This window comes from Ferdinandcohnia jepli, assembly GCF_047246645.1.
Lineage (GTDB): Bacteria > Bacillota > Bacilli > Bacillales > Bacillaceae_L > Ferdinandcohnia.
This window is the reverse complement of sequence record NZ_JBFOKR010000003.1, coordinates 1-15524: the sequence shown is the minus strand read 5'-3', so window position 1 is coordinate 15524 and position 15524 is coordinate 1. Positions and strand designations below refer to the sequence as shown.

General features: G+C 36.3%; 13 protein-coding genes. 5 read left to right on the top strand and 8 right to left on the bottom strand.

Annotation, left to right across the window (positions count from 1 at the left end):
* Positions 1-37: 37 nt before the first annotated feature.
* Positions 38-229 (top strand): alpha/beta-type small acid-soluble spore protein, encoded by a 192-nt coding sequence (locus tag AB3M96_RS03635; protein ID WP_412966213.1) that lies wholly within the window; start codon positions 38-40, stop codon positions 227-229.
* Positions 230-282: 53 nt separating this feature from the next.
* On the opposite strand, the gene AB3M96_RS03630 is transcribed toward AB3M96_RS03635, so the two are convergent.
* The gene (locus AB3M96_RS03630) at positions 283-1329 is read right to left on the bottom strand and encodes an anti-sigma factor domain-containing protein (RefSeq protein WP_412966212.1); all 1047 of its coding nucleotides are present in this window, start codon (positions 1327-1329) and stop codon (positions 283-285) included.
* A gap of 2 nt (positions 1330-1331) precedes the next feature.
* Positions 1332-2081 carry an RNA polymerase sigma factor SigI gene (sigI, locus tag AB3M96_RS03625; protein WP_412966500.1) on the bottom strand — a complete coding sequence of 250 codons (750 nt, stop codon included), beginning with the start codon at positions 2079-2081 and terminating at the stop codon, positions 1332-1334.
* 345 nt (positions 2082-2426) lie between these two features.
* Between sigI and ku the strand changes: the two genes are divergently transcribed.
* Positions 2427-3365, top strand: a complete 939-nt coding sequence (ku, locus tag AB3M96_RS03620; protein WP_412966211.1) for a non-homologous end joining protein Ku — start codon at positions 2427-2429, stop codon at positions 3363-3365.
* A gap of 263 nt (positions 3366-3628) precedes the next feature.
* Complete coding sequence (locus AB3M96_RS03615) at positions 3629-5461, top strand: DNA ligase D (protein WP_412966210.1); 1833 nt, start codon at positions 3629-3631, stop codon at positions 5459-5461.
* On the opposite strand, the gene AB3M96_RS03610 is transcribed toward AB3M96_RS03615, so the two are convergent.
* The 4 genes from AB3M96_RS03610 to AB3M96_RS03595 form a co-directional block, all read right to left on the bottom strand.
* Positions 5458-8529: an efflux RND transporter permease subunit gene (locus AB3M96_RS03610; protein WP_412966209.1), complete on the bottom strand. Its 3072-nt coding sequence runs from the start codon at positions 8527-8529 to the stop codon at positions 5458-5460. The two genes, AB3M96_RS03615 and AB3M96_RS03610, sit on opposite strands and share 4 nt — an antisense overlap.
* A gap of 931 nt (positions 8530-9460) precedes the next feature.
* Positions 9461-10354 carry a glycine betaine ABC transporter substrate-binding protein gene (locus AB3M96_RS03605; protein WP_412966208.1) on the bottom strand — a complete coding sequence of 298 codons (894 nt, stop codon included), beginning with the start codon at positions 10352-10354 and terminating at the stop codon, positions 9461-9463.
* Positions 10354-11202: an ABC transporter permease gene (locus tag AB3M96_RS03600; protein ID WP_412966207.1), complete on the bottom strand. Its 849-nt coding sequence runs from the start codon at positions 11200-11202 to the stop codon at positions 10354-10356. The genes AB3M96_RS03605 and AB3M96_RS03600 overlap by 1 nt, the downstream gene beginning before the upstream one ends.
* On the bottom strand, positions 11203-12456 hold the full coding sequence (locus AB3M96_RS03595; RefSeq protein ID WP_412966206.1) for a quaternary amine ABC transporter ATP-binding protein: 1254 nt from the start codon (positions 12454-12456) through the stop codon (positions 11203-11205).
* Between the two features lie 351 nt (positions 12457-12807).
* On the opposite strand from AB3M96_RS03595, the gene cudC reads away from it, so the two are divergent.
* Positions 12808-13344 (top strand): choline uptake/conversion transcriptional regulator CudC, encoded by a 537-nt coding sequence (gene cudC / locus AB3M96_RS03590; RefSeq protein WP_412966205.1) that lies wholly within the window; start codon positions 12808-12810, stop codon positions 13342-13344.
* A gap of 86 nt (positions 13345-13430) precedes the next feature.
* Entirely contained in the window at positions 13431-13595 is a 165-nt protein-coding gene (locus tag AB3M96_RS03585; protein ID WP_412966204.1) for a hypothetical protein, read from the top strand.
* A 66-nt stretch (positions 13596-13661) separates the two neighbouring features.
* Here AB3M96_RS03585 and AB3M96_RS03580 read toward each other — a convergent pair whose 3' ends face one another.
* Complete coding sequence (locus tag AB3M96_RS03580; RefSeq protein WP_412966203.1) at positions 13662-13799, bottom strand: hypothetical protein; 138 nt, start codon at positions 13797-13799, stop codon at positions 13662-13664.
* 5 nt (positions 13800-13804) lie between these two features.
* Positions 13805-15064 (bottom strand): tetratricopeptide repeat protein, encoded by a 1260-nt coding sequence (locus tag AB3M96_RS03575; protein WP_412966202.1) that lies wholly within the window; start codon positions 15062-15064, stop codon positions 13805-13807.
* Between the last annotated feature and the right edge of the window lie 460 nt (positions 15065-15524).

The window sequence follows — 15524 nt, the reverse complement described above, 5'->3', positions numbered from 1 at the left end:
TTTATTCGTTGTTATCTTAAATTAGGAGATGAGATAAATGGCTAGAAGTAGTAACAAATTACTTGTACCTGGAATTGAACAAGCATTAGATCAAATTAAATTTGAGATTGCACAGGAATTCGGTGTTAAACTCGGTTCAGATACAGTTTCAAGAGCAAATGGTTCAGTAGGTGGAGAAATTACAAAGCGTTTGGTTTCTCAAGCTCAACACCAATTAAGAGGCGAATAAAAAACTTAATAAAAAATGGCGAAAAGCCGAGGAAACCTCCTCGGCTTTTACTATTAATCATCATCTCGGTCTTTACCACGATTATTTTTGCCGTTACCTCTGTTGTCTTTATCGTCATTCCGGCCGTTATTTTTGTCGTTTTTCTTCCAATTATTTTGTTCGAACTTTTTTTCTAATTTCTCTCTAACATGATCAGGCATATTGGAATTTTTAATGTTTTCTTGTACCTTTTCTTTAACTTCTTCTTTTTTCTGTTTTAAATCTTCTCGAACTTCATTTGCATTTTCTTTTACATTTTGATTTATATGTTCTTGCACATTCTTCTTAGCATTTTGACTTGGTTCTTTAGCAGGTTCAACTGTCTTTTGTTTTTCTGCTGGTTTCTCTATTTCATCAGAAGCAGCCTTTTCTTTCTTTGGTTTCGGAAGTTTATTTTCTTGTATTAACAGTTTGCCAGTTGACACACCTTTTTCCTTCGCTGCATTTCTAGTCTCAACCGTGCTTGCTATCGCAGTTACTGCAATATCTTCTTTTTCAAGCTCAACAGTTAATTCCTCAATGTCCTTTTCGAGCTCTTTGTCTACTTGGACCTTATGTGAATCGCTAACAACAGTCGTAATGACAACTTCTTTCCCATTTTTCAGATAACCACTTTCCTTACTTTTCTCTATAATTGTATCTGTAATATCTTCAAGTGTGGCGTTTTTCCAGTCTGGGATAGATTCTAACAGCTTCCGTGCTTCATCATTGAGAGGTTCAACACTTATTACCTTAAGCTCATCATCAAAGCCAACCTCAAAGCTTGGATTAATATCAATTGACATATAAGCATACACTTCATTCTGCGACGACAGTGGAATAAATAAGGATAATAATAATATTGCAACTAACGAACTTGCTACTGCGTATCGCACTTTTTTCATCTGGAAGAATTTCGGTTTAGCTGTAGGTACACTTATACGTTCATTGATAGGAAAAAAGGTCGTTTCCTCTCCAATTTCATAACTTGACTTTGAATGTCTAGCTTTTATGAATTCTCCTTCGGGAGTCAGCATCGTAATATATTCATCGTTTACATCCATAACGATCCCCTTTTTCAACTCTAGAGCACCCCCTTTATATAGTCCTTTAAATACACATAGTCTCCTGATAAAATAATTGCCATTGCAATAATATATTTACGGTTTCTTTCTATAGTCTTGCGGCTTACCTTCACCTTGGATTCTATTTGTTTAATTGGTAATTGCTTTTTTTCAAACAAGGTTGCCAAAAATTCATCGTTTTCAACCACTGCTTTTGAAACTAAAATAGCGTTTTGCCTTGCATCCGCATGCTTCGGTGATATCTCTAACAACTCTTGAAATGATAAACCAAATTCCTCTAGCACCTTATGAAAATGGAGGATTTCTTCTTTTCGATGCTCCTGCTCTATGCTCTTTTGATAGTCTTCAACAGACAGAGCAGCCTCAATTTTAGATTGCGTAGGTTCTTCTTCACTTTCACCGTTGGAGACAAAGTTTACAGTACGTACCCTTGCTTCCTTACGAATATAATCAATAACCCTGCGTTTTATCAAAAGCTCAGCAAAGGATAACAACGAGCTCCCTTTTTCTGTTGAATATTTTTCTAAGGCTTCGTTAAAAGCGATAAGACCAATACTAAATTCATCATCAGATTCACTTATATATCGTTTACAAACAGATGATACATTCTTTGCAATAAACGGTTTGTAATCTTCTATAAGCTTATTTTGTAGTCTGGTATCTCCATTTTGAATCTCGATAACGGTTTCTTCCAGAGTGCTCTTTCTCTTTTTTCCAATTTTAAACAATAGGCTAAGCACTGGTTTCACCTCAATTCTCTTTTTACTATCAATTAATAGTAGCAAGAGGTTGACACGAGATTCAATAACAATTTTTCACATCCATTGGCTTCTTAGAAAAATATTACGAAGGTACTAGTGCGAAAGACTTCTTTTTGCTAGCAAAAGCAAAAGGTTTGTAACATATCTTACTTTTCCGTTACAGTTACCTCTAATTTTTGTAATGTTTGACTCATTTACATTTTACGATATCTCAAGATTGTTTGAGGGGGTAAATGAAAAAATTTATTACGAATTTGTCATAGGATATCATTACCAACATTCCTGATTCCTTCTAAGGCAAGAATAGTAATAAAAAAGAAGGTAGGAATTCCAATGCATACAATGTGGAAAGGCTCCATTAGCTTTGGTTTAGTCAATATACCAATTAAGCTCTTTTCTGCTACTGAAGACAAGGATATAAAGCTGCGTAACCTTCATAAAGAGTGCAATACTCCTATACAATATGAAAAGATTTGCCCAAATTGTGAAAAGGATATAGAGAATACAGATATTGTAAAGGGTTATGAATACGTAAAGGGAAAGTTTGTCATTTTAAGTGATGAAGAATTAAAGGAATTGAAAGATGAGCATGAAGACAAAAGTGTGGAAATCATTGACTTTGTAAAGCTCGAGGAAATTGACCCCATCTATTTTAGTCGTTCTTATTTTATGGGGCCAGGTGAAAATGGTAGCAAGGCTTACGGCTTGCTCCGAGAAGCACTTAAAAAGTCCGGTAAAATAGGAATCGCAGAAATCACAATACGTTCTAAACAACAAATGGCGATCATTCGGGTTTATAAAAATAGTCTGGTAATGGAAAAAATTCATTATCCCGATGAAGTTCGTAATGTAGGAGAAGTACCCGGTGTACCTGAAAACATTGAATTAAATGATAAAGAACTTGATACAGCCATTATGCTAATTGATCAATTAACAACTGAGTTTAACCCGGAAAAATACAAGGATGAATACAGGACCGCATTAATGGAACTTATTGAATCGAAGGTAAACAATAATGAAGGAACAACATCAAAAGAAGCACCTCGTACAAATGTTGTTGACTTAATGAGTGCATTGCAGGCTAGTATTGAACGTACAAAAGGAAAGGAAACCGCTACTCCAAAAAAAGCGGCTGCCTCTCCTACTGGGACAAAAGCACCAAAAACAGCTAAGCCTAAAAAAGCCGAGCCAGCAGCAGCTGGTGGAGAAACTGCCACAGCAGCCTCCACAAAACCGAAGACAAGAACAACACGCAAAAAGCTTGGTTCTTAGTAGGTTCTTGGGGGAACTTGAAATTAGGGTAAGAAGCTGCTCTTGCATACCCTTACTTTTCGCTTTTTCAATTTTGAGGGTACTATTCTCGCTTTTGCGTACCCTCACTTTTCGCTTTTTCAATTTTGAGGGCATGATTCAGGCTCTTGCATCCCCTCACTTCTCTATTATTACTTTTCGAGGCTACTTTCCTGCTCTACCTTATCTATTTTCTCTCATTTGTTAGTATTCCTTAACTAGAACAAATCCCTAGGAGTGACACTATGCTAAAACCAATGCTACCTACCTTAATATTTGAGGCTCCAACGGGTCCTAATTGGGTTTACGAAATTAAATATGATGGATTTCGGGCGATGCTTCATTGGAGTGAGAAAAGCATTCAGCTAATTAGTAGGAATGGAAATCTTCTAAATGAACAATTTCCTGAAATCATCAAACAATGTGAAGAACTTACAGAGAAGGTATCTGAGCATTTACCGTTAGTCTTAGATGGCGAGCTATGTATACTTGAATCACCCTACAAAGCCAGTTTTGAAGCAATTCAGATACGTGGACGCATGCGTAGCTCTGAAAAGATAATCCAAAGCGCTTCTAAAAAGCCGGCTCACTTTCTAGTGTTTGATTTTCTTGAACACAAAGGTCAGAAACTAACACAAAAGAAATGGGTCGACCGAAAGAATGAACTTAAATCATTATTTGAAGATCTTCAGCTAACTACTGACATACATCAAGATAACCCACAATTACTTCAATTAATAAGTGCTGAAACAGAGTTGGATAAGATTTGGAAGTCAGCGACTGAACACAAAGCAGAAGGTATTATTGCTAAGAAGATTGATAGTACTTGGGAAGAAGGAAGACGAACAACTAATTGGTACAAAATAAAAAACTGGCAAGTCGGAGCATTTTTTATTATCGGTTATGATAAGAAAAATGGTTTTTTCCATGTTGGTGTTTTACGAAATCAGGCTGTATATGAAATTGGACTTTTCTCGCATGGTCTAGGATCCGATGAACGGCAAGCCTTACTTCAAGTAATTCAAAATAATGCAGTCGAGGAAACATCAACTTTCATCAAAGTTACACCAGGTATTTGTGTAGAATTATTTTACCTTGAACTCTACAAAGAACAACTCCGTCAGCCTAGTTTTTCGAAATTCCGGCTTGATTTAAGTTGGGCAGACTGTACATGGGAAAAGCTTATTAAGCATACACCTTTGCTGCCTAAGGAGATTGAAATAACCCATCCAGACAAGCCCTTATGGAAGGATAAACCGATAACGAAGCTAGATTATATTCAATATCTAGTTGAGGTTTCACCTTATATGCTTCCTTTTTTAAAGGATCGGTTACTTACTGTTATTCGATATCCACATGGGATGTACGGCGAATCTTTTTACCAGAAGAACTGTCCTGACTATGCACCTGACTTTATTAAAACTTCTATGAATGAGGGAATTAATTATATTGTCTGTAATGATATAAAGACATTGACCTGGCTTGGAAATCAATTATCCTTTGAATTTCATATACCATTTCAAACCATATATTCTAAGGGTCCATCTGAAATTGTCTTTGATCTTGATCCTCCATCAAGAGATGCATTCCCGTTAGCAATTAAGGCAGCAACCATTTTAAAGGAAGTATTTGATGGATTAAAACTTAAAACCTTTGTTAAAACATCAGGAAACAAGGGCATACAAATTTATATTCCCTTGCCTGAAAATACGTTTACCTATGACCAAACAAGACAATTTACTGAGTTTATAGCCAATTACCTTATTACAAGGGAACCTGACTATTTTACTATTGAACGTATGAAAAAGAACCGAGGTAACCGTTTGTATGTTGATTATATTCAACATGCCGAGGGGAAAACCATCGTTTCTCCTTACTCCGTTCGCGGTAATGAAGGAGCATATGTTGCAACTCCTCTGTACTGGGAAGAAGTAAATGAAAATCTGTCAATTGAAAACTTTCCACTTGAAACAATTGTTGAACGTATAAATAAAAATGGCTGTCCCTTTGCAGCTTATTTTTCAGCAAAGGATGAACAGCCATTTGAACCCGTGTTAGAATTCTTGAACCAGAGCTAAGCGCTTGGCTTAGCTTTTTTTCTTGTTTCTTTATCAAATAAGCTATAAACAATCGGGATAATAAATAACGTTAGTAGCGTACTACTTAGTAAACCTCCTATTACTGTGATACCCATTGGTTGATTTATTTCAGATCCTTCACCAAGCCCAAACGCCAAGGGTAACAATCCAAGTATAGTCGTTGAGGCAGTCATCATGACAGGTCTTGTACGATTTTTAACAGCATTTATGATCGCTTCATATGTACTCATTCCATTCTCTTTTTGTTTATTAATGTAATCAACAATAACAATTGCGTTATTTACGACAATTCCCGCTAACACAATAATTCCAATGATTGCTGTAATTCCAATTGGAGTACCAGTTGCATATAGCCCCACTGCAACACCAATAACCATTAAAGGAACTGTGAACATAATGACAAATGGATATTTTAAAGACTCAAATTGGGCAGCCATAACAATATATATAAGCACAAGTGCTAAGACAAAGGCAAGAATCATTTGGTCCATTGATGACTCTAATAATTCCCTATCCCCGCTAAATGTAATTTCAGTCTCATCAGATAGATCTAAGTCTTCAATTAATGAGTCAACCTTATTAGATATTGCACCTAGATTTGTTGTAGTTGCATATTTCACTGTAAATTGAACTGCACTTTGCTGGTCAATTCTTCTTACCGTTAATGGTCCCTCACCTATTTCAATGTTGGCAACCTCTTCAAGCCGAAGAAATGTATTAGTAGGGGTCTTTAGCAGTAATTCCTTTAGGCCATCTATACGCTTCGTAAAATCACGATCATAACTTACATCAACTGTATAAATATTATTTTCTCTATCAGTAATTTGGATTGCTTTTGTCCCCCTCGTTACATCATTAACTGTTGCTGCGATTTGTGCAGGAGCTAGTCCAGCTTCAAATGCTTTATTTTTATCAATTTCAATCTGTACCTCTTCGATTGTATTAGAGATATCGGTTGAGAATTCAGTAATGTCTTTCACATTCCCTAGGGAGTTGGCTATTTCATCTACCGCGTCATCTAACCTATCTTTGTTAGTATCCTTGACATGAAATGTCAACGTATTAGGTGTAGAACCTGAAGTGGATTGTAAATTAAATCGTACCACTGTATCAGGATGAATCTTATGGGCAGCCTTCTCAAGCTTACTTTTCATTTCATCCACAAATTCGAAGGTTGACCGCTCACGTTTGTCAAAATCCTGCATCTTGATATAAATTTCAGCTTCATTTGAACTTCCTCCACCTCTGAAGCTATCTTCTTGTGTAGAGCCAATAAGACTGACATACACGTCTACATCTTTTTCATCTGCAAGTTGTTGTTCAATGGCTCTAACCGTTTTTTCTGTCTCTTCTAATGCCATACCATTTTCAAGCTTAACTTTAATCGAGAAGAAACCTTCATCACTCTTAGGAATAAATTCAGTTCCTACTGCGTAAAGTCCAAATAAACTAACTCCAAGTATAAGAAGTGTACTTGTTAACACGACTAAACGGTTTCGTAACGACCACTTCGTAGCTCTTTCGAGAAATTTCATTCCCATTGATTCCTGGCGTTTCTTTTCTATATTTTCTGCTGGTCTTTTCAAAAACTTACTTGCAAGCATAGGTACCACTGTTAACGCAACAACTAGAGATGCAAATAAACTAAATGCAATCGTTACAGCAAACTCAGTGAATAATTCTCCAATTAGACCTGTAATAAACACAACTGGCAGAAAAACGGCAACAGTTGTTAGTGTAGATGCAATGATTGCTGTTGCAATTTCCTTTGTTCCTTCTGCAGCAGCTTCCTTCGGGTCTTTACCCATTGATAAATGCCGGTAAATGTTTTCTATAACCACAATAGAGTTATCCACAAGCATTCCAATTCCTAAAGCTAGTCCACCTAATGTTAGAATATTTAATGAGAAATCAGAAAAATACATGAGAACAAAGGTGACTATGACAGAATAAGGGATCGCTATACCAATGATAAGTGGGCTCTTTACGCTTCTTAGGAAGAAAAAGAGCACTACCATTGCAAAAAGTCCGCCTAATAACAGTGTATTGGAAATATTACCTATAGCTAGTTTCACGTAATCCCCTTGGTCAAATAAGATATCAGCTTTGACATCTTTGTATTTATCGAGTTTTAATTTTTCATTTAATTCCTTTTGAAATGCCTCAGAAACCATCGCTGTATTTGCATCAGATTGTTGAAGTACACTTACTAATAATGCCGGCTCTTGATTTGCTCTTGTAATTGTATTTTGATTCGCTGGTGCAAGTGTGACTTCAGCTAAGTCAGATAAGACAATTTCTTCTCCTGATAACGGATCGATGGTAATTGCTAAATCCTCTATCGCTTCTAGAGAATCTAATGTGGAGATAACTCTTGTTGTTAGTTCCCGTCCTTCAGATTCAATTGTATTTCCCGGTAAAGATATTGAATTTGCACGGAGTATATTTACGATATCTGACTGTGTTAGAAAGAATTCTTCTAATGCTTCCTGGTCAATTGCTACCTTAATTTCCTCTGTTATTGTTCCGGAAAGATTAACATTCGCTACACCTTCAACCTTATTTAACTCAGTTGAGAGCTCTTCAGCCAGATCCTGAAGTTTTCTCTCTTCCCCTTCCATGCTTAATGACAACTGAATAATTGGAAATTGTGAAGGATCAAACTTTAAAAAACGTGGTCTTTCAGCATCATCAGTAATCGGTGTCTGATTAATATGACTTAATATATCATTTTCGATGTCATCAAGGTGAGTTGTCCAAGAGAATTCTAGGAATATCAAAGCGGCACCCTCCCGTGAGGTGGAGGACATCGTTTTTAATCCAGGTAATGTAGAAAGACCTTGTTCAAGCGGCTTAGTTACTTTTTCTGCTACTTCATTTGGGCTTGCTCCGTAATAATTGACAACTACAACTCCCACAGGAGGATTTATATCAGGGATTAACTTCAAAGGAATATTCATCAAAGAAACTAATCCTAAAATAATCACCAGAAACATTGTAACCAATGTGAAGATTGGCCGTTTTATTGAAAAGTTACTTATGTTCATAAAAGGTTCCCCATTTCAACTAAATACTTCAGTTCATTCTTACATGTCATTATTTCCCTAATTGCTTTACCTTATAAAAAGTTAATCTACTTGTTTTCTATATATTTTCAGGCTCTTTTCTAAAAGATGGGTTTCTATTTGCTTTTTATATAGTGCGTATTATATAGTTTGGTGATTTCCGCTCCTGGCACTCGCTTTCCGCGGGCGGACCGTGAGCCTCCTCACTGAAATGCTGAAGCGGCTCGATCAGAAACGAGGAAATTGGCCGCCAATAACGCCACGTCCTGTGGCGATGGGGGCACTAGCACATCCTGTGCGTCGGAGACTCCGATAAAGAAAACTCGGTGACTGCCGAGCCTTTAGGCGAGTCAGAACCGTAGTTGCCCTTATAAGATAAGAAAGTATTTTATACTTTCTTATCTTGCAAAAGAGGCGTTTTTTGCCTCTGACGGAGGAGTTGAAATTTCTCGAGTTTCTAGCCGCTGAAGCTAGACAAGTCGCAAGCTCCTGCCCGGTCTCACCTGACTTGCACAGGACAAGGAAGGCTCCGGCAGCATAAGCATCGCACGAAGAAAATGCATAGCATTTTCGAGGATGTGCTGACGTCTACGTTAGCCACAGGACGTGGCGGCTTTTAGTAGACGTTCCTATGTCTTTCCCGCAGGACTTTGAGAAGCTCCTTTGAATTTTCCCACGCACGAAGAAAATGCAAAGCATTTTCGAGGAGTCTCGTACCATGCGCTCCAATCACCTCTGTGAAACATATTTAGCAATCTAACAATCCCTCAGAAGTTGAAAAGGAACAAGTTTAACCTAGACAGAACATATTTTTTAATCCCACAATAAAAAAGCTGTATACTCCTGTTTAGAAGTATACAGCTTTAGGTATCAGTGATTTTTATTCATTTTTTACTATTTTGGTACAGTTATACTATTCTTTAAGGTCTTCGATAGAGTCAATATCCATATAGGCTGGTACGACTAAACCGATTTTTGTTCCTTCTAGGTTTGCTCCTAGGTCTTCGAATTTACCTTCGAATTTTGTTACGTAGTCAGCATGTGTGACAGGTAACCAGCCAGCGATATGAGCGTCAACACTACCATCTGCAACACCAGTCCACATTGGACCTGCTTCTACTTGACTCATCTTCACTTCATACCCAAGGTCAGTTAACACTTTTGCAACTACGTTTGTACTTGCAATTTCACTATCCCATGCAACATAAGCTAATTTTACCTCTTCACCATTACCTTCTTCTACACCTTCAGTCCATTCAGAAACTTTGTCAGCATTATCTTCTACCCATGCTGCTGCAGCCTCCTCAGGGCTTGTTCCTTTTTGAATGTCACCCATTACAGTATTCATATCCTCTGCTGTCCAGAAGAAGTTATCTAATAGAGTGTATACCCCAGGTAAGTCTTCTTTCAAGCCAAGACGAGCAATACTATGAATATTTTCTTCTTCACCATAAACACCTTTTGGATCTTCTAAGTATTTTAGGTCATATGATGCGAACTTCCAGTGTGGAGTCCATCCTGTTATAATGATAGGTTCTTCTTTGTCATACGCTTTTTTCAATGCCGCTGTCATTGCAGCACCAGAACCTTCTACAACACTCCAATCCTCTAAGCCATATTCCTCTATTGCAGAAGCAGTTGCTTTCATAATTCCTGCACCAGGATCGATACCAATAATCTCGTATTCTACACTTTCGCCTACAGAACCTGAGCCTGCAGTACTTCCTGCTTCATCAGTACCACCACATGCTGCTAGTCCGATTGTTAATCCAATTGCTAAAGATGCTTTTGCTACTTTTTTAAACATTAAACTATTCCCCCTTGTTTATTTTTTCCTATATTTTGAGTAATCCGGTCTAAGATAATTGCGACAATAACAATTGCAAGACCGGCTTCAAAACCAGTTCCCGTTTGTAGTTGTGTTACCGCACGGTAAACATCTGCTCCTAAGCCTGGAGCTCCAACCATAGAGGCAATTACAACCATTGATAATGCAAGCATGATACTTTGATTAATACCAGCCATAATAGTTGGCATTGCTAATGGAATTTGAATTTTAATGAGTCTTTGCTTTGTAGTTGATCCAAATGCTTCAGTTGCTTCTATTAAATCCTTAGGTACTTGGTTAAGTCCCAGGATGGTAAGCCTGATTGTTGGTGGCATTGCGAATATAACGGAAGCTACAACACCTGGTACAACACCGATATTGAAGAAAAAGATTGCTGGTAATAAATAAACAAATGCAGGCATTGTTTGCATGAAGTCCAATACAGGAATCACAATATTTCCTACTGTCTTACTTTGAGAAGCCCAAATCCCTAGTGGAATTCCGACAATTACAGATATACCTACAGAAGTTAATACTAGGGCAATTGTCTCTAACATATTGGCCCAATAGCCTAGGTTATCAATTAAGAAGAGTCCTATAAATGTAAATAATGCTATTTTCCAATTACAAACCTTCCAAGCTACTAGCCCTAGGATTACCGCTAAAATTATTGAAGGGATAAAATCAAGTCCAGTTACAATTCCTTCAACAAAGCCTTCAAGACCATCAGCAATTCCTTCAAATAAGAATTCAAAATTAAAAACGAGCCAATCAATAAATGTATCAATCCAATCAGCTAAAGGTAGCTTTGGTAACAATTCTCCCATTTATAACGCCTCACTTTCATCGCTTTGAGGGAGTGGATCATCTGAGCGATAATCATTGATGTACGTGTCATTTCCTGCGAGAGCCCCGATTACTGCTCCACGTATGACAATTCCCCTTAATCGGTTATCTTCATCAACAACGGCTACAGGAATTTGAGCATTTGAGACATCATCGAATAAATCTACTAGTAGTGTCTTTGTATCTACTGTTTTGACATCCTTCTGCACTACATCAGCTAATGATAGATTTTTTTCAACTGCTCTTGATGCTTCAACAGCTGTTACTACACCAACTAGTTTCTTTTGCTTGTCTACTACATATACAGTAGACAGCCCGCTGTCCTTCATAATTTTCAAGGCCAGCCTTGCCCCTTTATCAAGCTGAACTGTTTCAGCTCTTTTCACAATATGTCCAGCTGTAAGTACTTTTGATAAATCAACATCCTCAACAAATCTTTCAACATATTCATTCGAAGGATTCATAAGTATCTCTTCAGGAGTTCCGATTTGAACAATGTTTCCGTCCTTCATTAAGGCTATCCGATCACCAATTCGTAATGCTTCATCAAGATCATGGGTAATAAAGACGATTGTTTTTTCCATTGATCCTTGTAATTCAAGAAGTTCATCTTGCATATCCTTACGAATCAGCGGATCCAGGGCACTGAAAGCTTCATCCATTAATAAAACATCAGGGTCATTGGCAAGGGCTCTTGCTAATCCTACACGTTGTTGCATTCCACCACTTAATTGATCTGGATATTGGTTTTCATAACCTACTAAGCCTACAAGTTTTAGTGATTCCATTGCTTTTTTGGAACGTTCTTGTTTGTCGACACCTTGTATCTCTAAGCCATATTCCGTATTCTGTAGTACAGTTTTATGTGGGAACAACGCGAAACGTTGGAAAACCATACTGAGCTTTTTTCTACGAACGTTTCGAATTTCTTCCTTACTCATTGAAACAACATCTTTACCGTCAATTAGGATTTGTCCCGCTGAGGGTTCTATTAATCTATTAAGAAGTCTAACTAGCGTTGATTTACCACTACCTGATAACCCCATAATTACAAAAATTTCACCTGCGTAGACTTCGAAGCTTGCCTGATTCACTCCAACAGTAGCTCCTGTACTTTTTAAAATCTCTTGCTTTGATTTCCCCTCCTTAAGTAGCTGGATTACCTTTTTTTGTTGTCGACCAAATATCTTTGTTACACCTTCGGCCTTTATCTTTATTTGTTTTTCATTTTCCATTCTGTCACCTCAATCATCGGTTAGTGAAATAATCTATATTCCCTGTTTTGTTGTTCGAATACCTGAAATACATACTCCTTAATGACCAGGAGCTTGGGTGTATATGTAGCTGAATATGTGAAGAAATAACTATGACCTTTTAATTGTAGTAATGATTTCCTTTTTACTCAAAGATGAAATAACGTGATATTCGGCCGTAAAGTTTGTAAAGTAAAAACTGTACAAACTATATATAATGTATGCTTATAATTCCTCCATATTCCTCCAATATCCTTTTGACTACTCTACTTTACTTTCATTCATCAAATATGTAGGCTATAGATATTAACCATTTTAGGAAGTGAATCTATTTTGCAGGATAAGGATAAAGACAAGCTAGAGAAAGCAAGGGAACGCGTAATTGATGCAATTGCTCAAAATATGAATTTATATGGAGTAACACCTTCTGTAGGAAGACTTTGGGGGCTTATGTACTTTCATGACGAAGCAATGACACTCGATGAAATGAAGCTTGAGCTTGGTATGAGTAAAACAAGTATGAGTACTTCCGTTCGAAATTTAATGGAATTAAAAATGGTGGACAAGGTATGGAAAAAGGGACAACGGAAAGATTTTTACGAGGTTGAAGAGGATTGGTATCAAACCTTTATTGACTTCTTTACAATAAAATGGCGAAGTGGCATTTCCATGAATGTAACTGCTATTGAAAAATCACTGGCAGAACTAAACTCACTTATACAGGATGAAACTGTACGTGAAGAAATTAAAGAAGCTGCTAAAAGTGATATTGTAAAGTTAACAGATGCATTAGAGTATTACTTCTGGTTAAACCGTTTAGTTGATAGCTTCGAATCTCATGAAATTTTTACATTTATTCCAAAGAAGTAACATCCTATTACATTGCTATTAAATAACTGTTAATACCATCATCTCTTTTCATTCACCCTCATAGTCTATCGTATGGGGGTGAAAAAATGCCAATATGGGGCTGGTTACTAGTCTTTTTTGGATCGTTAATCCTGTTAGGGTTCATTTCTGATCGTATTTCAAAGAGAAAACGTACCATCAACTCCCGCCAGGTTAAAAACAATGTAGATGAAATTAGACGTAATCAAACTGATTATCATCACTTTCATTAGATAATGTACATTTCAATATACCATTCAAAAAAGCAAAAACGTACTGGATATCCAGTACGTTTTGTTTTACACTTGTTTTTCTACTGTTTCTGGCCAATCATTATCTACTGTTGCAGACGGGGTTACACCCTCAGATAATTGATAACCCGAAATAACTACTACACCAAGCATGAATAATAGTAAAAACTTTTTCAAATCAATCACTCCTTTTATTTTATATGACTTTGCATCCTCAAGGATGAGACTGCTTTTGAATAATAAGTGCTTGCTAATTTATACTTGTGATTATCGTGATAGAGTTTCCCTAGTTTTTCAGCATAGTAGGCTACTTGATTGTGGTGCTCCAACCCTTCAAAGTAAGGTAAAGCATCTTTTTCAAGAAATTTTGTAAGTTTATCAGATTGATTTAATAAGTAATTAAAATATAAGAAATGAATTTCAAATTCTCGAAGGGTATTATGCTCTTTTAATAGCTCAATCCCCATATTTAACCATTCTTGACATGCTTCGAAATCCTCTAACTGATAATATTCCTCAATTAATCCATGAATAGATCGGAGCTTACTTGCTATCATTTTATCCTCTTTATATTGTAAGCTCTTTTTAAATTCATCGATTGCTTCATGAGATTTCCCTTGCTTAGAAAATAAGATACCAAGATTATGGTGTATTAGACCTAGTAGTTTTTTATCACTAATACTCTCTGCCACCTTGGTAGCTAAATGGTAATTTTCTTCTGCCATTTGAAACTCATCTATTCTTTCATAACTTATTCCTAACATGATTTGACACTCTGCACTTCTTGTTAAGTCATATAGAGATCTATAAATCGAAAGCGCCTTTTGAATATAGACAATACTTAAAGCCAGCTTGCCCATTCGGTTATAGGTAAGACCAATATAATAATATAAATCAGCCTTTTCCCAGTTTTCAAAATGAATACTTCCCGTTAAAATCTCTTCTGATCTTTTATAATGCTCCACAGCTACCGTGAATTTATTTATCATATAGTGAAATTGAGCTACGAATTTTTCGTAAAAGTAACTCATTTTGGTATCAAATATATCTTTAAATAACTCAATTTTTTTTATTTGTTCCTCAGCACGATCAAGTTGGTGGGTAAAAAGGAAATAACGAAGTTCATATAATACAAAAAGAATTGCTACTCTAGAATCATTTGTGAAAAGATTTTTCTCATATGTTTCATAGAACTTAGCAGTTTCCTCTTTCTTTCGGTTAATCATGCTAAAATACCATTCGTGCAGTTCTTTTAACTCCACATACTCTTCATTCTCAATTAACTTAATCCCCAATCGATCACAAAGCAATTCGAGTACTTCTATGCTTGCTGAGGTTTGATTATTTTCTATTTTTGAAAGATAAGAGATTGAGATGATCTTGCTTGCTAACTCTTCTTGCGTCATATTTTTTTGTATTCGAAAGAATCGTATTCTGCTTCCTATCTCCATATAGCATTTCCTCTCATTAGATTGGTTATATAACTGTTTCGTGAAAAACTATAAAAATCCTTTTTTATTTACTAGGTATTTTTACTTATTTTTCGCCTACTACTTTTCATTTGAGTTAGCTTGGGACTAGTTATTACATACAATAGTATCTGTCGATGTGCATTAGGTGAGATAAAGTTGTAGTTTTTTATAATACCAATCTTCTAAAATGGTATGCACCTATCTATCTACTTATGAAATATCCAATGCTAAATAGATATAAAGAACTATTCCGAATATTTTCTCCATGATGCTTCTTAGGTACTACAATGCAGGTAGAAACCGCGTATTCATTTATAGCATTTATACTTATGTACTTTCCAAAAAAAACAGCACCCCTACTATAAAATGTACCCTATAGAATAGACACTTAAAAAAAGTGCTCTTTCTATAGGGTATTTTTTGTATAATTTAAAGTACA